The 19,555-nt window shown below is 48.3% G+C and carries 18 protein-coding genes; 15 read left to right on the top strand and 3 right to left on the bottom strand.

What is annotated here, in order from left to right; genetic code table 11:
* Positions 1 to 57 precede the first annotated feature (57 nt).
* Entirely contained in the window at positions 58 to 843 is a 786-nt protein-coding gene (gene nudC / locus EHS89_RS06050) for an NAD(+) diphosphatase (RefSeq protein ID WP_124925225.1), read from the top strand.
* Between the two features lie 45 nt (positions 844 to 888).
* Here nudC and EHS89_RS06055 read toward each other — a convergent pair whose 3' ends face one another.
* Complete coding sequence (locus EHS89_RS06055; protein ID WP_124925226.1) at positions 889 to 1,224, bottom strand: SCP2 sterol-binding domain-containing protein; 336 nt, start codon at positions 1,222 to 1,224, stop codon at positions 889 to 891.
* A gap of 130 nt (positions 1,225 to 1,354) precedes the next feature.
* Between EHS89_RS06055 and sohB the strand changes: the two genes are divergently transcribed.
* From sohB to EHS89_RS06085, 6 genes are all read left to right on the top strand, one after another.
* Positions 1,355 to 2,425 (top strand): protease SohB, encoded by a 1,071-nt coding sequence (sohB, locus tag EHS89_RS06060; protein ID WP_124925227.1) that lies wholly within the window; start codon positions 1,355 to 1,357, stop codon positions 2,423 to 2,425.
* A gap of 120 nt (positions 2,426 to 2,545) precedes the next feature.
* Complete coding sequence (locus EHS89_RS06065; RefSeq protein ID WP_124925228.1) at positions 2,546 to 3,205, top strand: TetR/AcrR family transcriptional regulator; 660 nt, start codon at positions 2,546 to 2,548, stop codon at positions 3,203 to 3,205.
* 9 nt (positions 3,206 to 3,214) lie between these two features.
* Positions 3,215 to 3,691, top strand: coding sequence for a L,D-transpeptidase (locus EHS89_RS06070; RefSeq protein ID WP_124925229.1), 477 nt, complete (start codon positions 3,215 to 3,217; stop codon positions 3,689 to 3,691).
* 8 nt (positions 3,692 to 3,699) lie between these two features.
* Positions 3,700 to 4,725 carry a beta-N-acetylhexosaminidase gene (gene nagZ, locus EHS89_RS06075; protein WP_229753635.1) on the top strand — a complete coding sequence of 342 codons (1,026 nt, stop codon included), beginning with the start codon at positions 3,700 to 3,702 and terminating at the stop codon, positions 4,723 to 4,725.
* A gap of 11 nt (positions 4,726 to 4,736) precedes the next feature.
* Positions 4,737 to 5,870 (top strand): mechanosensitive ion channel family protein, encoded by a 1,134-nt coding sequence (locus EHS89_RS06080; RefSeq protein WP_124925230.1) that lies wholly within the window; start codon positions 4,737 to 4,739, stop codon positions 5,868 to 5,870.
* Between the two features lie 89 nt (positions 5,871 to 5,959).
* A complete protein-coding gene (locus EHS89_RS06085; RefSeq protein ID WP_124925231.1) occupies positions 5,960 to 6,364 on the top strand; it encodes a DUF2750 domain-containing protein in 405 nt (134 codons plus the stop codon).
* Between the two features lie 85 nt (positions 6,365 to 6,449).
* Here EHS89_RS06085 and EHS89_RS06090 read toward each other — a convergent pair whose 3' ends face one another.
* Complete coding sequence (locus tag EHS89_RS06090; protein WP_124925232.1) at positions 6,450 to 7,196, bottom strand: CsiV family protein; 747 nt, start codon at positions 7,194 to 7,196, stop codon at positions 6,450 to 6,452.
* A 2-nt stretch (positions 7,197 to 7,198) separates the two neighbouring features.
* Positions 7,199 to 10,636, bottom strand: coding sequence for a transcription-repair coupling factor (mfd, locus tag EHS89_RS06095; RefSeq protein WP_124925233.1), 3,438 nt, complete (start codon positions 10,634 to 10,636; stop codon positions 7,199 to 7,201).
* Positions 10,637 to 10,869: 233 nt separating this feature from the next.
* Between mfd and EHS89_RS06100 the strand changes: the two genes are divergently transcribed.
* The 8 genes from EHS89_RS06100 (at position 10,870) to EHS89_RS06135 (ending at position 19,548) form a co-directional block, all read left to right on the top strand.
* Complete coding sequence (locus tag EHS89_RS06100) at positions 10,870 to 12,306, top strand: glyceraldehyde-3-phosphate dehydrogenase (protein ID WP_124925234.1); 1,437 nt, start codon at positions 10,870 to 10,872, stop codon at positions 12,304 to 12,306.
* Between the two features lie 330 nt (positions 12,307 to 12,636).
* Complete coding sequence (locus tag EHS89_RS06105; RefSeq protein WP_124925235.1) at positions 12,637 to 13,974, top strand: Na(+)-translocating NADH-quinone reductase subunit A; 1,338 nt, start codon at positions 12,637 to 12,639, stop codon at positions 13,972 to 13,974.
* A 2-nt stretch (positions 13,975 to 13,976) separates the two neighbouring features.
* Positions 13,977 to 15,188 carry an NADH:ubiquinone reductase (Na(+)-transporting) subunit B gene (locus EHS89_RS06110; RefSeq protein ID WP_124925236.1) on the top strand — a complete coding sequence of 404 codons (1,212 nt, stop codon included), beginning with the start codon at positions 13,977 to 13,979 and terminating at the stop codon, positions 15,186 to 15,188.
* Positions 15,175 to 15,963 (top strand): Na(+)-translocating NADH-quinone reductase subunit C, encoded by a 789-nt coding sequence (locus EHS89_RS06115; RefSeq protein WP_124925237.1) that lies wholly within the window; start codon positions 15,175 to 15,177, stop codon positions 15,961 to 15,963. The genes EHS89_RS06110 and EHS89_RS06115 overlap by 14 nt, the downstream gene beginning before the upstream one ends.
* A 3-nt stretch (positions 15,964 to 15,966) precedes the next feature.
* Positions 15,967 to 16,626, top strand: coding sequence for an NADH:ubiquinone reductase (Na(+)-transporting) subunit D (locus EHS89_RS06120; protein WP_124925238.1), 660 nt, complete (start codon positions 15,967 to 15,969; stop codon positions 16,624 to 16,626).
* Complete coding sequence (gene nqrE, locus EHS89_RS06125; protein WP_124925239.1) at positions 16,626 to 17,234, top strand: NADH:ubiquinone reductase (Na(+)-transporting) subunit E; 609 nt, start codon at positions 16,626 to 16,628, stop codon at positions 17,232 to 17,234. The genes EHS89_RS06120 and nqrE overlap by 1 nt, the downstream gene beginning before the upstream one ends.
* Positions 17,235 to 17,270: 36 nt before the next feature.
* The gene (gene nqrF / locus EHS89_RS06130) at positions 17,271 to 18,497 is read left to right on the top strand and encodes an NADH:ubiquinone reductase (Na(+)-transporting) subunit F (RefSeq protein ID WP_124925240.1); all 1,227 of its coding nucleotides are present in this window, start codon (positions 17,271 to 17,273) and stop codon (positions 18,495 to 18,497) included.
* A 7-nt stretch (positions 18,498 to 18,504) separates the two neighbouring features.
* Positions 18,505 to 19,548, top strand: a complete 1,044-nt coding sequence (locus tag EHS89_RS06135) for an FAD:protein FMN transferase (protein WP_170167423.1) — start codon at positions 18,505 to 18,507, stop codon at positions 19,546 to 19,548.
* The last annotated feature ends 7 nt before the right edge of the window (positions 19,549 to 19,555 follow it).

A 19,555-nucleotide genomic window follows, 5' to 3' on the forward strand; every position in this document is an offset into this window, starting at 1 on the left:
GGCTCAAATCAAGTAATGTGATTCATAAAACCGATCGTTAAGGGTGTAAGAAGTAATATGAATGTCGAGTATATCTATGCCAGCGATAGTCGAATCTGGTCTGATGAGGCGGGTCATTGGCTTTTTTCAGAGCCTTATCATGATCATTCTATGTCTCTGGCAGTATATGAATTAGAGCTATCGCCAGATCAGAGCCAGAAGCTGATAGTGATGCCAGACCTGTTATCTGATATAGATATTCCTCCTGTGGGATTACGCCAGTTATTAATGGGGACTGATGATTCTGGTTTTGCTTTGTTATCCCGAGCGGCTCAGGTTACTACCTGGCATCAGAACCACCAATACTGTCCCCGTTGCGGTAGCGGCCTCGAACAGCATAATCAGGATCTGGCGAAAGAGTGTGTTAAATGTGGTTTGCTGCAGTACCCCAGAATATCGCCCTGTATTATCACGCTGGTGACTGATGGCGATTACTGTCTGTTGGCACAAGGTATACGCTTTAATGGGCCTATGTTCAGTACGCTGGCGGGCTTTATCGAGGCGGGTGAGTCTGCAGAACAGGCGTTAGTGCGTGAAGTGAAAGAGGAGGTGGGTGTTGATGTAAAGAATATTAATTACTTCGGTAGTCAGCCCTGGCCTTTTCCTCATTCTCTGATGTTAGGGTATTTTGCTGAATATGACGGCGGAGAAATTGTACCTCAGCCGGGTGAAATTATTGAAGCGCGATGGTTTCACTATACCGAACTTGAAACCGCGCCAATCCCACCAAAGCTATCAATTTCAAGAGCGTTGATAGATAGCTTTATCGAAAACCGTAGTGGTCATTCTGAAGGTGAGCGTTAAATCGTGCTTCAAATAGAGCTTAACTTAAAGCGTCAGGGGTAGGGTTTAACGTTGTTTGTCTTTACTGAAGAATTTACTGAGTTTAGTCGCCAGCATTACATTGCCTTCAGCTCTCAACTGGCCTTTTAAAAAGGCGCTCATGCCATCCTGTTCCCCGGTAACTACCCTGATAAATGTTTCACTGTTCAGAATCAGGGTGATATCGGGGTCCGGGTGCTCACCTGTAGTGACTTCAAGGCTTTGATTCGCAATGGTAAAATGAAAGTCTTCAGCGTCATCGAGTAAGAACTGATATGTGGATGTAATATTGGCAGCGTTTTCCGGCAAAAAGCGACTGGCTAGTTTTTCAATGACTCGTTTTACAGTGATTGCTTCAGACATTATGTATAGAGCTCTTTATGATTTTCATACAGTGATATTGCGGTGATGTGTATGGTACATTACCCGGCAATAAATCAATATCTAGATTTTTTCTTTTAAAGCTTTCGTAGCTTGGCATCAGGAGTGTGCAGTGGTCGATTTTTTGGCGAATTATGGTTTGTTTCTGGCAAAAGCGTTAACGGTAGTCGGTGCGATAGTGTTGGTTATTGCAGTGGTAGGTACCGTCGCGTCCCGTAATAAAAAAGATAGTCATGAAGGTTTTTTGTCTGTCCATAGTATGAATGAAACACTTGAAGATATGGAAGACGCCCTAAAAGAAGCCATATTGGATAAAGAACTTTATAAACAACAGTTAAAAGCAGAAGAAAAGAAAGAGAAGGCGGAGGCAAAGGCGCGTAAGAAAGCGCTGAAAAAAGGTATTGAAGCGCCCGAAGAGGAGCAGAAGCGGGTGTTTGTGCTGGACTTTGATGGCGATATTAAAGCTTCTGAACTAGAGCCTTTGCGGGAAGAGATTACTGCTGTTCTAACCATGGCAACTGAAAAAGATGAAGTGGTTGTCCGTTTGGAAAGTCCGGGAGGTATGGTGCATAGCTATGGCCTTGCATCGTCTCAGCTGGAGCGGGTGAAGCGTCAGGGAGTACCTTTAACGGTATGTGTCGATAAGGTAGCGGCTAGCGGTGGTTATATGATGGCCTGTCTGGCGGATAAAATAGTGGCGGCACCGTTCTCTATCCTGGGATCTATCGGTGTGGTTGCCCAGCTACCGAATTTCCATAAACTGCTTAAAAAGCATGATATCGATTATGAAATACTGACGGCCGGAGAGTATAAGCGGACCATGACTGTCATGGGTGAAAATACCGAAAAGGGTCGGCAGAAGTTTATTGAAGAGTTAGAAGATACTCATACTCTGTTCAAAGAGTTTGTTGGTGAGTTCCGGCCACAGGTGGATCTGGAAAAGGTAGCAACGGGCGAAGTTTGGTTTGGTCGCCGTGCGTTGGATGTCAATCTTATCGACGAGATCTCTACCAGTGATGAATATCTGATGAAAGCCTGTGAAGAAGCCGATGTGTATTCAGTACGCTATGAATATAAGAAAACCCTGCAGGAGAAGATTTCTGAGATGTCGATTAAAACGACAGACTCACTTTTTACTAAGTGGGCAGGTCGGATTCTGAATTATCGATTATTAGCTAAGTAACCAAAATGGTAGACAAAAAACCGGTTTTTCTTGAATTGTCATTTATAATTTGATTACACGTGTTTCAAACGCATTACTGTGTTTTGAAATCAGGCATGAATCCGACAATCAGGAGTGTCGATGCGACAATCAGCTACCGCTAAAAAAATCATGGTCGCCGCTGAGGCTTTGTTTGCTGAGCAGGGCTTTGCTGAAACGACAATGAGGGAGATAACCGGTGCAGCCAAAGTTAATCTGGCTGCGGTAAATTATCACTTTGGCTCAAAAAAAGGGCTGATTAACGCTGTTGCAGAGAAGTATCTGAATCCACTGGCTGTCAGTGTTCAGGGGGCTGTGGAGGAACGTCAGCAAGCGGGTCCTGAAGGGACGATCAGTGCAGAGGAATTACTTGAGATCCTGATGCGTTCTCTATTGCAAATGGGTAAGTCCCGACAGTTTGCATTGCCTGTGTTTATGCGTTTGCTCGAGTTGATTTATATGAAAAATCAGCAAGAACTTCGGGATGCTATGGTGTCCCGGTATAGCGCTCAGTTCTCGCCTTTTATTGCGCTTCTTAAGCAGGACTCGGCCGTGATGGCAGATGAAGAGTTCTTCTGGAGGCTCCACTTTCTGTTAGGCTCGATTGTGTTTACGCTATCAAACTTCCAGACGCTGGTGGCGATCGAGATGCGTGAGTATGAACGCGCAGCTGAGATCGAGCGGACCCTGCATCGTATGATTCCGGTACTAGTCGCAGGCTTGCAGGCGCGTGCGGATCACACTCCATTCACCCGTATCTGAATTATTTGTATGTTGTTACGTGTATCCCTTGCCCGTCAGTCCCTTGAATTATGGCAAGGGGAGGATCGCTTAGTCAGTTACTCTGTCTCGACTGCCTTGAATGGGGTAGGCGAGAAAAAAAATAGTGGCCAGACCCCGCGGGGTTGGCATCTGATCAGGGCCAAAATTGGCGCTGATCAGCCTCTCAATGCGGTTTTTGTGGGTCGCCGGCCTACCGGTGAAATTTATAATGCCGCACTAAGTCAACAGTTTCCCGATCGGGATTGGATACTTACCCGTATATTATGGTTGTCTGGTTGTGAAACCGGCTTCAACCGGCTGGGTGATGTTGATACTATGCAACGATATATTTACATTCATGGTACGCCGGATACTGAACCTATGGGTAAGCCGTTGTCACATGGTTGTATTCGAATGCGAAATACTGACATTGCTGATCTGTTTGAGCGCGTCAGTGTAGGCACCCCAATTCATATAGAAGAGTAATTTATCTGATGTCTGGAGCATTAATGCTGGACGTCGCTGGCCTGAGTCTGACTGCAGAAGATCGTACGCTGCTTAAGAATCCGCAGGTTGGTGGTCTAATTCTGTTTAGTCGTAATTATCAATCACCGCAGCAATTGTCTGATCTGGTAACGGAAATTCGGACTTGTGCGCCTGATATCCTGATCGCCGTAGATCAGGAAGGTGGTCGGGTGCAGCGTTTCAGGGAGGGGTTTACCCGTTTGCCACCAATGGCGGTATTGGGGCGGGCCTTCGCTGAGGATGCGTCGGAAGCGGAGGCGTTAGCCGTTGAGTTGGGTTGGCTGATGGCGGCTGAGCTGGTTGCCTATGGTGTAGATATCAGCTTTGCGCCGGTGCTGGATCTTAATTTTGGAGTCAGTGAAGTGATCGGTGATCGCGCCTTTTCTGCTGATGCTGGGGTTGTGACGACCCTGGCGGGAGCGTTTATTGAAGGGATGCGTGGTGCGGGTATGGCTTCGACCGGCAAGCATTTTCCTGGACATGGCTGGGTGGTGGCTGATTCGCATCATGAGATTCCGGTTGATGAGCGCAGCTTGGCGGATGTCGAGGCGCAGGATCTGTTACCTTTTGCGGCATTAATGGAGCAAGGGCTGGATGCGGTTATGCCCGCGCATGTTATCTATCAGCAAATAGATAGTCGTCCTGCGGGTTTTTCACCATTCTGGATTGAGCAAAAGCTAAGGGCTGAGCTTGGTTTTGATGGTGTGGTGTTCAGTGATGATCTGACCATGGAGGGGGCTAGTGTTGCTGGTGGCTTTGTCGAGCGTGCTCAGCAGGCGCTTGAGGCGGGGTGTGATATGTTGTTGGTGTGTAATAACCGTCCGGCTGCGCTGCAGGTGTTGAGTTATCTTGAATCTGTTGAGCATTCAGGCTCTGAGCGTATTGAACGGATGCGGGCGACAGCGTTGTTTAGTCCTGATTCACTTAAAAAATCTGAGCGCTGGAAGTCAGCCGTTGAGGTGGCGCAGAGGTTGATTAACGAGCCGGTCAATTAAAGGAGTTTGATATGCAGGAGCAGCTTTCAGCGTTTTTTTCAGCGATAGGGCTGGATGGAATGGATGATGCCTGGATTATTCAGGTATTCATTATTATTTTTGTGACGATGCTGGTTAATTTTCTGTCTAATCGTTTGTTCAGGCGACTTGAAACCCAGTTGGCTAAGACTCGTAATGTCTGGGACGATATCTTGTTGCATGCAGCCCGTAAGCCGGTGGCAATGCTTATCTGGGTGTTTGGTGTCAGTTGGGCGTTAGAGCTGGTGGATCTGCAGACCGGAACGGTATTGCTGAATATAGTTGAGCCGCTACGAAAAGTGCTGGTTATTGTGATGATCGCCTGGTTCCTTACGCGCTTTATTCGTCAGGGTGAAAAGGCGCTGGTCTGTCCCGAAAAAATCAAGAAGCCGATGGATCAGACCACGGTCGGCGCGATCGGTAAGCTGCTGCGCTTATCAATTATTATTACTGCAGCTTTGGTTGTGTTGCAGAGTTTTGGTTACAGTATTTCAGGTGTGCTTGCATTCGGTGGTATAGGTGGTTTGGCGGTAGGTTTTGCTGCCAAGGATTTGTTGGCAAACTTCTTTGGTGGTCTGATGATCTATCTGGATCGTCCCTTTAAGGTGGGTGACTGGATACGATCCCCTGATCAGGAAATTGAGGGTACGGTGGAGGAGATCGGTTGGCGCCAGACCTGTATCCGAACCTTTAGCAAGCGCCCGCTCTATGTGCCTAATGCGACCTTTGCCAGTATATCGGTAGAGAATCCATCGCGTATGACTAATCGACGAATCTATGAAACGGTAGGTTTGCGCTATGATGATGCGGCCCGGGTTGCGCCTGTTGTGGATGCGGTGCGGGAGATGTTGCGCAGCCATCCTGAGATCGATACCGGGCAGACGCTAATCGTAAATTTGAATAGCTTCGGGCCCTCGTCGTTAGATTTCTTTATCTATACCTTTACCAAAACGACAGACTGGGTGCGCTATCATGAAATTAAGCAGGATGTGATGGGGCAGATTATCCGTATAGTGCATGAGCATGGTGCTGATTTTGCTTTCCCTACGCAGACGATTAATTTTCAGGGCGCTGAACTGGAAGGGATGGTTTCGAAGGCTGGTGTTGATACGCCCTTAACCAATTAAAACCTGGTGCGGGGCTTGTTATTTTATTTGAAGAAGCGCCTAATGCGCTTCTTTTTTACTGCAAAGCGATAACGCTTAGGAGAAGCTTGGTGGCATTAGAGCAGAATGAGATAGATGTACTGGCGGGTTCTGACGCTGAGCAGCGTTTTGATTATCTGGTTAGTCGTGCGGTTGAGACTGGAGAGCTGTGGATTCTCACCGATGAACAGGGCAGTGTGATGCTCAATACGGATGATGAAGACTGTGTGCCGGTCTGGCCTGATCTGGCGTTTGCTGAACAGTGGGCTACCGGAGAGTGGTCTGATTGTAAGCCGATGTCTATTACACTAAAACAGTGGAATTTCCGCTGGACCCCAGGACTGGAAGAAGACGGTTTTGCAGTTGTGGTGTTCCCTCTGCCAGGTGACGGCAGTGAGGAGAATGGTCTGGTTGTATGGCCGGAAGAGCTGGATATGATGCTAACCCGTGCGGTTAAAAAGGCTAACGCTAAGTAAGTTTAGTTGTTGAGTCACTATAAAAAAACGGAGCTTATGCTCCGTTTTTTTTGCTGAAATTATCTGCTAGGGCTTGTTGGATAAGCTATTCCGTTGGCGTCATCTGTACCAGTACGCCAAACAGTGGATGATCCAGGTAGTGCAATTCATTGCTGCGCATACGGCGACCGCTGGTTAGATTAGTGGTCAGGAAATCGGGGATGGCGGTCTGCGTCAGGTAGCGATTACCGTTGGCGCTTTCATCGTCTGTCATCGCTTCGTTATCACTGCTGGCAGCGGTGAGGTTGTCGCCTTCAGTCAGGTTCTGGCTGTCTGGCTTGGTCGTTGCTTGTAGTAGAAGTCGTGTTTCAGTGGCGCTGAGTTGGCGGCTATGAAAAAGGTTGGTACGGAAATGAAGGTAGCGGGCTTTATCAATTGATATGTAACCATCCAGTTCATAAAGACCGTTATCCAGAATGTCACCGCCGGTGATGCGTACCCGGTTTTGATCCTTTATCTCACCTATCGGCTGTACCCAGGCTTCATGAAACAGCACCCGGTAGTCCGGGCTGCGGCGTAAGCTGGCCTGCTTGCCGCCCATCTGAAGTGAGGATTTAGGCAGGCGGGTAAAATAGTTTATGGGTTGTCCCTGCTGATAATAAGTCAGCTTGCGGCTACGTAGTGCGGGAACAGCGTCAATGGTCGGCCAGATTTCGTCATCAAGCGTATCAGACGTAAGATTGCTGAAGATCAGTACTTCTACCTGATAATTTCTGGTTTCAGCCTGTGCGCTGCTATTGAAAAGCAGTAAAGAGGCTAAGGCGACGACTATCCCTGAGTAAAGCTTGGTCATTGTTATTTCTCGGTCAATTGCTGGAGCAGCTGCTCCACGGCTTTGAAACGTTGCTCTATTTTATCCATGTTCAGTGTGAACTTCAGCTGACTGGCGCCACCAAATTGATATTTTTGTGGTTGTTGCTGGATTAGTTGTACCAGTTTAAACGGATCGACGCAGGTATCTTCTTCGAAATCGATCCGTCCGCTACTATCGCCGGCGTCGATTTTGCTGATACCAAGCTTATCAGCCTGGAGTTTCAGCAGGGTTTGTCGAAACAGGTTTTTAGTTTGTTCTGGCAGGATACCAAACCGGTCAATCATCTCAACCTGTAGTTCTTTTAGTTCGATATTGCTGTTGGCACTGGCGATACGTTTGTACATGATCAGCCGGTTATGGACATCGGGCAGATAATCATCGGGAATCAACGCAGGTAAGCGTAGGTTAATCTCAGCGCCATGTTTTAGTGGTGCTTCCAGGTTAGGTGTTTTACCTTCCCGGATTGATTCAACCGCTTGTTCCAGCATCTCCATGTAAAGCGAGAATCCGATATTCTGAATCTGGCCGCTCTGATCTTCGCCTAACAATTCGCCTGCGCCACGGATCTCCATATCGTGGGTAGCCAGAGTGAAGCCTGCACCAAGATCATCAGCACTGGCGATAGCATCAAGACGTTTTACCGCATCCCCGGTCATGGCTTTGTGGTGGGGAGTCATTAAATAAGCGTAAGCCTGGTGATGGGAGCGGCCGACACGGCCTCGCAGTTGGTGTAGTTGCGCCAGGCCGAACTTGTCTGCCCGGTCGATGATAATGGTGTTGGCATTAGGGATATCGATGCCGGTTTCGATGATGGTGGTGCAGACCAGTACGTTATAGCGCTTATGGTAAAAATCACTCATTACCTGCTCAAGCTCACGCTCGCGCATCTGGCCGTGGCCAATGGCGACCCGGGCTTCGGGAATAAGTTCGCTGATCTCTCTGGCTGTTTGCTCAATGGTCTTAACTTCATTGTGCAGGTAGTAAACCTGGCCTCCGCGCAATAGTTCTCGCAGTACGGCTTCTTTCTTCAGTGCGTTATCTGATTGGCGAACAAAGGTTTTAACGGACAGGCGGCGGGCCGGTGGAGTGGCTATTATCGACAGATCGCGAATGCCGGACATCGCCATATTAAGTGTTCGTGGAATGGGTGTGGCTGTCAGAGTAAGGATATCAACTTCGGAGCGAAGTGATTTCAGGCGCTCTTTCTGTTGCACGCCGAAGCGGTGTTCTTCGTCGATAATCAGCAGGCCCAGATCGTTGAACTTGATATTGCCCTGAATCAGTTTGTGGGTGCCGATTACGATATCGGTTTTACCCTGTTGAAGTGACTCGATTACGCTATTGGTTTGTTTGCCGGAACGGAATCGGGAGATCAGCTCAACATTGACCGGCCAGTCGGCAAAACGGTCACGGAAGTTCTCAAAGTGTTGTTGAGCAAGCAGCGTGGTGGGTACCAGAATGGCAACCTGCTTGCCGCTCTGTGCCGCCATAAAGGCCGCTCGCATGGCGACTTCGGTTTTACCAAAGCCTACGTCACCGCAGACCAGTCGGTCCATCGGTTGTTTAGAGCTCATGTCTTTGACGACGGCTTGAATGGCGTTAGCCTGATCGATGGTTTCTTCAAACGGGAAGGCGGCGCTAAAGCTGGCGTAATGTTCATCGGGCGCGTCAAACTGATGGCCTTTGCGGGCTGCGCGGCGGGCGTAGATGTCCAGTAGCTCCACTGCGGTGTCGCGGACTTTCTCTGCGGCTTTTTTGCGTGCTTTACTCCACTGTTCAGTGCCGAGTCGATGTAGTGGTGCCAGTTCGTCGCCGGCGCCGCTGTAGCGGCTGATCAGATGTAGCGAAGCGACCGGGACGTAGAGCTTGGCTTCATTGGCGTATTCCAGCATCAGGAATTCTGATGTTTGTGAATCGAGTTGCAGTGTCACTAAGCCCTGATAACGACCAACGCCGTGATCTATGTGCACTACCGGTGCGCTAATGTTCAGTTCGGTCAGGTTTTTTATAACCTGGTCTGATTGCTCCTGCTCTTTAGAGCGGCGACGGCGTTGAAAAACCTGATGGCCGAACAGTTGAGATTCGGTGATCAGGTGGAATTTGCCCGGCGCGCTGAGACCTTTTTCAAGCGGATAGATACAGATGTTGATCGGATAGCCGTCGTTAAAAAACTGTTCCAGATCGTTAACCTGGTGCGGTTTAATATCGATTCGTGCCAATAGCTCGAGTAGTGCTTCTCTACGGCCTGCGGATTCTGCGCAAAACAGAATACTGTCTTTGGTCTGGTTTAAGAAGCTCTCAATGGCGGCCAGTGGTCGTGCATCCTGAGCGTTGATGGTGAGCTCAGGTGGTGCCTGAAACGGCAGGTTGTAACGGCCTGCTTTGGTTTGGGTTTTACCTTCCTGTAACTGTATCCGGTGTGCGGGCTTAAGGATTTTGAACAGTTCGTTGGCTGGGATAAACAGCTTTTCGGGCGAAAGAATAGGGCGCTCAATGTCATGGCGGCGCTCTTCATAGCGTTCTTGTACGTCGTGCCAGAACTGTTTGCTGTGCTCTTCCAGGTTGGTGTCTGTCAGGATGAGTGCGTTGTCTGGCAGGTAATCAAATAAGGTTGCGTTATGATCAAAAAAAAGTGGTTGATAATATTCGATGCCGGGCGGGCTGATGCCGCTGCTGATGTCCTGATAAACTGAGCAGCGTTTATAGTCCACATCAAAGGTCTCACGCCAGCGCTGTTTAAAGCTGCTGATCGCTTGTTCATCAAACGGAAACTCTTTGGCGGGCAGTAGTCTGATTTTGCTGACCTGTTCTAGTGAACGTTGGTTTTCAGGATCAAATGTCCGCAGTGTCTCAACTTCATCGTCAAACAGTTCAATACGATAAGGGCGGGTGCTGCCCATAGGGAATATATCAATGATCGAGCCGCGAATGGCAAATTCACCGTGTTCATAAACGGTCTCGGTCAGATGGTAGCCGGCATCGGTAAGCTTGCGGCGCATGGTTTCAAGGTTGAGTGTTTGTCCCTGATCCATAATGAGTGAGTTGCCATCCAAAAAACTGGTGGGGGCGACCCTGTGCATCAAGGTACTGGCCGGTACTATTAATATGCCTTGTTGCAGCTGGGGGAGTTTGAAAAGGGTGTTGAGGCGTTCGGAAACAATGTCCTGGTGTGGCGAAAAATTATCATAGGCCAGGGTTTCCCAATCTGAAAACAGGTAGCAGTCAGTTTCTTTGCTAAAAAAATTAATCTCTGATTTCAGCCGAATGGCGCTGTCCGAGTCATTGGTAATGCAAAGCATTAGCCCGGGGTGTTGCGCTGCGATTTCTGCTGTCAGTAGGCCTCTGGCGCTGCCTTGTAGGTTTCCAAGTCGGCGAATGTCGCCCTCTTTCTCGGGCAATTGATATTCAGTTTCAAACACTTACCGAAAACTCCACAGTGATTACTTGATAGAAAAACAGATCTGGGTGCCTATGTTACGGAGCGCGATACAAAAGTACACAACAAAAATACTGTAATATTTTTGCAAAATACCCCTAAAGTGTAGTGATTCTGATTTGCCCGCAGCTGCGGAAAAGAGGATAATGTGGACCAGCAAAAATTTGACTGATATTTTTGATTGCATTTTTGATTACTACCTTTATGGAGTGAGCCGTGAGCCAAGATAAAGTGTTAGCTGACTGGAAAGGTCGCGAAGCATTAGCTGAAGAGATGATTCCACTGGTTGGACGTCTGTATCGTGACAAGAACGTTGAGACATCCGTTTTCGGACGTCTGATTGTAAAACGTTCCGTAGTGGATGTGCTAAAAGCACACCGATTTGTGCGCCAGGTTGAAGAGCAGGAGTTGTCAGTTGCTGATACTCATCCTGTACTGAAAGCACTGGATAACATTGATGTTAAAAATGCACACGTGGATGTTGGTAAGCTGGCGGTTAAATTCCGTGATGAGGCCAATGGCGCATCACTGGAAGATTTTCTTGCTGAAGAGCTGGCTCCTGCAATAGGCGGTGATGCTGCTCAGCATACAGATGTGGTTCTGTATGGCTTTGGTCGTATTGGTCGTCTGTTAGCGCGTCTGCTAATTGAGCGTACCGGTGGTGGTCAGTCTCTGCGTTTGCGTGCCATTGTTGTGCGTAAAGGTAAGGCAGCTAAAGATCTGGAAAAGCGTGCCAGTCTGCTGCGTCGTGATTCTGTGCATGGTTCTTTCAAAGGTACCATCCAGGTTGACGAAGAGAATCAGGCGATCATCGCTAATGGTAACCTGATCAAGGTTATCTACTCCGATGGTCCGGATCAGGTTGATTACACCTCGTACGGTATCAACAATGCACTGATACTGGATAACACCGGTATCTGGCGTGATGAAGCTGGCCTGTCGCTGCACCTTAAGTCTAAGGGTGCATCTAAGGTTGCGCTGACAGCACCAGGTAAGGGCATTAAGAATATCGTTATGGGTGTTAACCATGCTGATATTTCTGATGACGACAATATTCTGTCTGCTGCATCTTGTACTACTAACGCAATCGCGCCGGTTCTAAAGGCGTTGGATGTTAAGTATGGTGTGACTAACGGTCACGTTGAGACTGTTCATGCTTACACCAATGACCAGAACCTGATCGATAACTACCATAAAGGTGATCGCCGCGGTCGTGCAGCGGGCCTTAACATGGTTATTACCGAGACCGGTGCTGCTAAAGCGGTATCTAAAGCTCTGCCTCAGTTAGAAGGTAAGCTGACCGGTAATGCGATCCGTGTTCCTACGCCAAACGTTTCAATGGCTATTCTGAATCTGAATCTGGACAGCCCTGCAGATAAAGAAACCCTGAATGCATACCTGCGTGATCAGGCGCTGCATTCTCCATTGCAGAAGCAGATCGATTACAGCAACTCACCTGAAGCTGTGTCTTCTGACTTTGTTGGTTCTCGTGCTGCTGGTGTTGTTGATGCGTTGGCAACTATTGCTGAAGATAACCGTTGTGTACTTTATGTTTGGTACGATAATGAGTTCGGTTACAGCTGTCAGGTGATTCGTCTGGCTCAGCGTATGGCTCAGTGCACACTGCCTGCATTCCCGAAAGCTAAGCGTTAATAGACTTTCGGATAATAGTGAAAACCGCTTTAAAGAGCGGTTTTTTATTGCTTTTTTTCTGTTATTTGTTTTAGGTATAAGCTTAGATCTTATTGTTCTATATAACCCTTGCTAATAGTGATCTAAAACCACCGTTTGGGTGACGGTTTTGTAGAAAATTTACCTCCCGATCTTTATACTTAACCGGTTTTTGGGTTGGGGTAATCCCGTCCGTTTGTAGGGTTATAGACTTTGAGTTGTGACATCAGGGGACAATGTCGCAGGGTTGAAGACGTAACGCTCTGCTGGATGGGTCCTTAAAAAAATTATAATAGTGATTGGGTGAGGCGGATGATCAAGATCAAACAGGGTCTGGATCTACCTATAACAGGCGCTCCTGAGCAAGCTGTATCTGCAGCTGTTGAGGTTAAGTCTGTCGCCGTGATCGGCTTCGATTATATGGGCATGAAGCCTACGATGCGGGTCAAGGTGGGAGATCGGGTAAAACTCGGTCAAGTGATCTTTTCCGATAAGAAAACGGAAGGTGTTGATTTTACAGCACCAGCTGCGGGTGTAATCCAAGCGATTAACCGCGGTGAACGACGTGTTCTGCAATCGGTTGTTATCGAAATTGATGGTGACGAAGCAGAGCAATTTACTAAGTACGAAGCATCTCAGTTGTCATCTCTGACAGCAGAGCAAGTGCAGGATAATCTGGTCAAATCCGGTGCCTGGACTGCGCTACGTACCCGTCCTTTCAGCACAGTTCCACAGCCGGGTACAACACCTGCTGCTGTGTTTGTGACTGCAATGGATACAAACCCTCTGGCAGCAAACCCTGAAGTGGTTATTGCTGAACAGAATGAAGCTTTTGTTAACGGTCTGACTGTCTTGACCCGTTTAACTGAAGGTTCTGTATACCTTTGTAAAGCTGAAGGCGCAAATGTACCAACTGCTAACGGTGTTACCGTAGAAGAGTTTGCGGGTAAACACCCTGCAGGCAACGCAGGTACACATATACATTTCCTTGAGCCGGTATCTCAGCAGAAAACTGTCTGGACGATTGGTTACCAGGATGTGATCGCATTTGGTCAACTGTTTACAACGGGTCAGCTTTATACTGATCGCGTTATTGCTGTTGCAGGCCCACAGGTTAAACAGCCTACGTTGGTACGTACCCGTCAGGGTGCTGATCTGAACGAAGTATTGGCTGGTCGTACTGAAGGCGATAACAATCGTGTGATCAGTGGTTCCGTATGGAATGGGCGTAATGCGGGTGGTCCTCTGGCTTACCTGGGTCGTTACGTTAATCAGGTTACTGTGCTGGAAGAAGGTAATCAGCGAGAGTTGATGGGCTGGTTAGTACCTGGTGCTAACAAGTTCTCTGTCCTGAACCTGTTCACCTCTTTCCTGACCCCGTCGAAGAAGTTTAACTTCACTACGACGACTAACGGTTCAGAACGAGCCATGGTACCTGTTGGTCAGTTCGAAGAACTGATGCCAATGGATATTCTTCCTACGCAGTTGCTGCGTGCTCTGGTAACCGGCGATATCGTGCATGCGATGGAACTGGGTTGTCTGGAGCTGGACGAAGAAGACCTCGCGCTGTGCACATTTGCCTGCCCTGGCAAGTATGAGTACGGCCCAATCCTTCGCGACAATCTGGCGCGTATCGAGAAAGAGGCCTGATCATGAGCTTGAGAAATATTCTTGATAAAATGGAGCCGCATTTCCATAAAGGCGGCAGGTATGAAAACTGGTATGCGCTGTATGAAGCAGCCGATACTATTTTCTACACTCCGGGTCACGTAACTAAGGCCGCTGCTCACGTACGTGATGCGGTAGACCTTAAGCGTATGATGATCCTGGTATGGGCTTGTACCTTCCCGGCAGTTTTCTTCGGTTTATACAACGTTGGTTTCCAGGCAAATACTGCTATGGCCGCGTTGGGTGTAACTGAACCTACTACCTGGCAGGGTAGTCTGGCATCGGTGTTTACCAGCTTTAGCCCGGACAGTCTGTGGGATAACATCATCCACGGCGCAATGTACTGGCTGCCAATCTACATCGTTACTTTCGTTGTAGGTGGTTTCTGGGAAGTGCTGTTTGCGATGAAGCGTGGTCATGAAGTTAACGAAGGTTTCTTCGTATCTTCTATCCTGTTTGCCCTTATTCTGCCGCCGACCATTCCTTTATGGCAGGTAGCGCTGGGTATCAGCTTCGGTATCGTAATTGGTAAGGAAGTATTCGGTGGTACCGGTAAAAACTTCCTGAACCCTGCACTGACCGGTCGTGCTTTCCTGTTCTTCGCATACCCTGCTCAGATGTCAGGTGATGCGATCTGGACTGCGGTTGACGGCTTCTCTGGTGCTACGCCACTGGGTCTGGCTGCAGCAGGCGGTGTTGATGCGATTCTGGCACAGAACATTACCTGGTTCGATGCATTCATTGGTACTATTCAGGGTTCTGTAGGTGAGGTGTCTACCTTCGCCATCTTGATCGGTGGTGCTGTACTGCTGATTGCTAAGATAGCTGCATGGCGTATTGTTGCCGGTGTTTTCCTGGGTATGACGCTTCTGTCGACCCTGTTTAACATGATCGGCTCTGATACTAATGCTATGTTTGCGCTGCCATTCTACTGGCATCTGGTGTTGGGCGGATTTGCATTCGGTATGTTCTTTATGGCAACCGATCCGGTATCTGCCTCTATGACCAATACCGGTAAATGGGTGTTTGGTGCTCTGATCGGTGTGATGGTTGTTCTTATCCGGGTAGTTAACCCAGCATTCCCTGAGGGTATGATGCTGGCGATTCTGTTCGCAAACCTGTTTGCGCCACTGATCGACAACTTTGTTGTTCAAGCGAATATCAAGCGGAGGGCTTTGCGCAATGTCAGCAAATAAAGATTCCATCGGTAGAACGATTACCGTTGCTGTTTTACTTTGTGTGGTTTGTTCCGTTGTTGTATCCGCGGCAGCAGTACTGCTCAAACCTCTACAGGTAGCTAATAAAAACCTCGACCGTCAGACCAATATCCTGGCCGCAGCTGGTGTTGCCACTGCAGGACAAGATATTCCGGCGCTGTTCAGTGAGGTAATTGAGAAGCGCTTCGTTGATCTGCGTACCGGTAAGTACACTGAAGTGTCTGATCCGGCGCGTTACGATGCCAAGAAAGCCGCTAAAGAGTCCGACACTGGTGTCGCTCTTGAGCGTGGTATCGATATCGCCTCAATCAAGTATCAGGCGAAAGTTATGCCGGTATACCTGGTTAAAGGCGAAAGTGAGACTGGCTACGATAAGGTGATTCTGCCAGTACACGGTTACGGCCTCTGGTCTACCTTGTACGGTTTCCTGGCGCTGGAAAGTGACCTCAACACTGTTGTTGGTCTGGGTTTCTACTCTCATGCAGAAACCCCTGGGTTGGGTGGCGAAGTCGATAATCCGAACTGGAAAGCGGTTTGGCCTGGTAAGGAAGTTTATCCGGCAGGTTCCATGGAACCTAAACTGGGCCTGATTAAAGGTACTGTTGATCCGGCTAACGCGAATGCCAAGCATCAGATCGATGGTCTGGCTGGCGCGACTCTGACAGCAAATGGTGTTACCAACCTGGTTCAGTTCTGGATGGGCGAGAATGGTTATGCACCATTCCTGGCAAACCTGAAAGCAGGGGGGGCGTAACTCATGTCTCAAGCTAAAGAAGTCCTGTTAGGACCTATTTTTACCAATAACCCGATCGGTTTGCAGATCCTGGGTATCTGTTCCGCACTGGCGGTAACATCTAACCTGGGTACTGCATTTGTAATGTCACTGGCGGTAATTGTTGTAACAGCGTTTTCTAACCTGTTTATCTCTATTATCCGTAATCAGATTCCGAGTAATATTCGGATCATCTGTCAGATGGCGATCATTGCATCATTGGTAATCGTGGTAGACCAGATCCTGAAAGCTTACGCTTACGATATTTCGAAGCAGCTTTCTGTATTTGTTGGTCTGATCATTACTAACTGTATCGTAATGGGTCGTGCCGAAGCGTTCGCGATGAAGAACCCTCCTGGAATCTCCTTCCTGGATGGTGTCGGTAACGGTCTGGGCTACGGTGTGGTACTGATCTTTGTTGGTTTCCTACGTGAGCTGTTCGGTGCCGGTAAGCTGTTCGGTATTGAAGTGCTGCCGCTGGTGACTGACGGTGGTTGGTATTATGCAAACGGTATGATGCTGCTGCCACCAAGTGCGTTCTTCATTATTGGTATCTTCATCTGGCTGGTTCGTTCCTTCAAGAAGGATCAGGTTGAAGCACCTGAGTTCGAGCTGGCGAAAAACTCTAAGAAGGAGGCGGTGTAATGGAACAGTACATCAGCCTGGTTGTTAAGGCGATTTTCGTTGAAAACATGGCGCTGGCCTTCTTCCTGGGGATGTGTACATTCCTGGCGATCTCTAAGAAGGTACAGACTTCTCTGGGTCTGGGTATCGCAGTAATTGTAGTATTGGCGATCACCACCCCGGTAAACAACTTGATCTATAACTTGCTGCTGCGCGAAGGTGCACTGGCATGGGCCGGTTATCCGGAAGTAGATCTGAGCTTCCTGGGTTACATCTCTTACATCGGCGTTATCGCGGCGATGGTTCAGATTCTTGAGATGTTCCTGGATAAGTACGTACCTGTACTTTACAACTCACTGGGTGTATTCCTGCCGCTGATTACCGTGAACTGTGCCATCATGGGTGCTGCTCTGTTCATGGTAGAGCGTGACTACACTTTCGGTGAGTCTGTTGTATATGGTACTGGTGCTGGTATCGGTTGGGCGCTGGCAATTACAGCCCTGGCAGGTATTCGTGAAAAACTGAAATACAGCGACGTACCGGATGGTTTGCGTGGTCTGGGTATCACCTTCATTACTGTTGGTCTGATGTCCCTGGGCTTCATGTCTTTCTCCGGCGTTCAGCTGTAAAGCTGTCACATGATTAACTAAAGGAAGGATTAGCTAATGAATGCAGAAATCGTTCTCGGCGTTGTCATGTTTACTGCGGTGGTGCTTGCACTGGTCGCGGTAATTCTGGCAGCCCGTTCAAAACTGGTTAGCTCCGGTGATGTGACTATTCGCATCAACGAAGATGATGCTAAAACAATTACAGTACCTGCTGGCGGTAAGCTGCTGCAGACACTGGCAGAAAAAGGGATCTTTATCCCGTCTGCCTGTGGTGGTGGCGGTACCTGTGCCCAGTGTAAGTGTCAGGTTCTTGAAGGTGGTGGTTCTATGCTGCCAACTGAGGAATCTCACTTCACTATGCGTGAAGCTAAAGAGGGCTGGCGCCTGTCTTGTCAGGTTGCGGTTAAACAGGACATGGAACTTGAACTTGAAGAGGAAATCTTCGGTGTTCAGAAGTGGGAGTGTACTGTTGAATCTAACCCTAACGTTGCGACCTTTATTAAGGAGCTGACTCTGCGTCTGCCTGAAGGTGAAAACGTTGACTTCCGTGCCGGTGGTTACGTTCAGCTTGAATGTCCGCCGCACGAAGTACACTACAAAGACTTCGATATTGAAGAAGAGTACCGTGGTGACTGGGATAAGTTCGATCAGTGGCGCTATGTTTCGAAGGTGAGTGAAAACACTATTCGTGCATACTCTATGGCCAACTATCCGGAAGAGCGTGGTGTTGTTAAGTTCAATATCCGTATCGCATCTCCACCTCCGGGTACAGATGTGCCTCCGGGCATCATGTCTTCATACGTATTCAACCTGAAGCCAGGTGATAAAATTACCGTTTACGGACCATTTGGTGAGTTCTTTGCCAAAGATACCGATAATGAGATGGTGTTTATCGGTGGTGGTGCAGGTATGGCGCCGATGCGTTCCCATATCTTCGATCAGCTGAAGCGTCTGAACTCTAAGCGTAAGATCTCTTTCTGGTATGGTGCGCGCTCACTGCGTGAGTGCTTCTATAACGAAGAGTACGATATGCTGGCCGCAGAAAATGATAACTTTAAGTGGCACCTGGCACTGTCTGATCCGCAAGCGGAAGACAACTGGGATGGCATGACAGGTTTCATTCATAACGTGTTGTACGAAAATTATCTGAAGGACCATGATGCGCCGGAAGATTGTGAGTACTACATGTGTGGACCGCCTATGATGAACTCCGCCGTAATCCAGATGCTGCTTGATCTGGGTGTTGAACGGGAAAATATCTTCCTCGACGACTTTGGTGGCTGATCAGCTAATGTCTGTAAATCTCAGACATATCACTAAGTGGCCTGCAGCTTTGCTGCTGGCCACTTTGTTTATGTTGCTGCTGATCCTGACGGGTTGCAGTAAACAATCCGAAATTGTCGGTCATCATGGACTGACGATGGGTACCAGCTTTACAGTAAAGTGGGTATCTTCTGACGCTGAAGCAGATAAAGCATTACCTGCGCAGATCAATCAGTTACTGGTTGATATTAATAACAGCATGTCTACTTACCAGCCAAATTCAGAATTGACCCGAATTAATCAGCTGGAAGCCGGCACTCCTGTGACCTTGTCGCCGGATCTGGCAAAGGTTTTATCCAGGGCTTTAGAGATTAGCCAGTCTTCATCAGGGGCGTTTGATGTCACTGTTGGACCGTTGGTTAATCTGTGGGGCTTCGGGCCTGACGGGCGTATAGTTAAAGCGCCATCAGCAGCTCAAATCACAGCACTTAAGCCTCGTATCGGCTTTGATAAAGTTAAATTATCCGAAGATGGCTCCGAGCTTATAAAGGATGGCGATATCTATATCGATCTGTCAGCCATAGCCAAAGGATATGGCGTTGATAAGCTGGCAGAACTACTTGAGAATGCTGGTATTAACAGCTATTTGGTAGAGATTGGCGGGGAGCTCAGGGCTAAAGGGTTGAAGCCAGATGGCAATAACTGGAAAATTGCTATCGAAGCGCCGATTGTGGGCGAGCGTGAAATTCAGCGTATTATTGCGGTAAAGGATGTCGGTATTGCCAGCTCCGGAGATTATCGTAATTATTTCGAAGAGAATGGGGTACGGTTCTCCCATACAATTAATCCGGCTACGGCAATGCCGATCAGCCATAAGCTGGCGTCGGTGACGGTGTTAGCGCCTGATTGTGCATCTGCTGATGCGTTAGCAACAGCGATGATGGTTCTTGGTCCGCAAGCTGCCGAACAGTATGCAATAGAGCAGGGCGTAGAAGCGTTATTGATTGTTAAAACAGCAACCGGCTTTAGAGAAATTATGACACCAGGCTTTTCTGATTTTCTGGTGCAGTGAGGTAAGA

The organism is Amphritea balenae (assembly GCF_003858655.1).
Taxonomy (GTDB): domain Bacteria; phylum Pseudomonadota; class Gammaproteobacteria; order Pseudomonadales; family Balneatricaceae; genus Amphritea; species Amphritea balenae.

Bases quoted from the DNA above. Each gene is read 5' to 3' on its own strand.
- nudC (WP_124925225.1), top strand. From the start codon at position 58: ATGAATGTCGAGTATATCTATGCCAGCGATAGTCGAATCTGGTCTGAT.
- EHS89_RS06055 (WP_124925226.1), bottom strand. From the start codon at position 1,224: ATGTCTGAAGCAATCACTGTAAAACGAGTCATTGAAAAACTAGCCAGT.
- EHS89_RS06065 (WP_124925228.1), top strand. From the start codon at position 2,546: ATGCGACAATCAGCTACCGCTAAAAAAATCATGGTCGCCGCTGAGGCT.
- EHS89_RS06070 (WP_124925229.1), top strand. From the start codon at position 3,215: ATGTTGTTACGTGTATCCCTTGCCCGTCAGTCCCTTGAATTATGGCAA.
- nagZ (WP_229753635.1), top strand. From the start codon at position 3,700: ATGTCTGGAGCATTAATGCTGGACGTCGCTGGCCTGAGTCTGACTGCA.
- EHS89_RS06080 (WP_124925230.1), top strand. From the start codon at position 4,737: ATGCAGGAGCAGCTTTCAGCGTTTTTTTCAGCGATAGGGCTGGATGGA.
- EHS89_RS06090 (WP_124925232.1), bottom strand. From the start codon at position 7,196: ATGACCAAGCTTTACTCAGGGATAGTCGTCGCCTTAGCCTCTTTACTG.
- EHS89_RS06105 (WP_124925235.1), top strand. From the start codon at position 12,637: ATGATCAAGATCAAACAGGGTCTGGATCTACCTATAACAGGCGCTCCT.
- EHS89_RS06110 (WP_124925236.1), top strand. From the start codon at position 13,977: ATGAGCTTGAGAAATATTCTTGATAAAATGGAGCCGCATTTCCATAAA.
- EHS89_RS06115 (WP_124925237.1), top strand. From the start codon at position 15,175: ATGTCAGCAAATAAAGATTCCATCGGTAGAACGATTACCGTTGCTGTT.
- EHS89_RS06120 (WP_124925238.1), top strand. From the start codon at position 15,967: ATGTCTCAAGCTAAAGAAGTCCTGTTAGGACCTATTTTTACCAATAAC.
- nqrE (WP_124925239.1), top strand. From the start codon at position 16,626: ATGGAACAGTACATCAGCCTGGTTGTTAAGGCGATTTTCGTTGAAAAC.
- nqrF (WP_124925240.1), top strand. From the start codon at position 17,271: ATGAATGCAGAAATCGTTCTCGGCGTTGTCATGTTTACTGCGGTGGTG.
- EHS89_RS06135 (WP_170167423.1), top strand. From the start codon at position 18,505: ATGTCTGTAAATCTCAGACATATCACTAAGTGGCCTGCAGCTTTGCTG.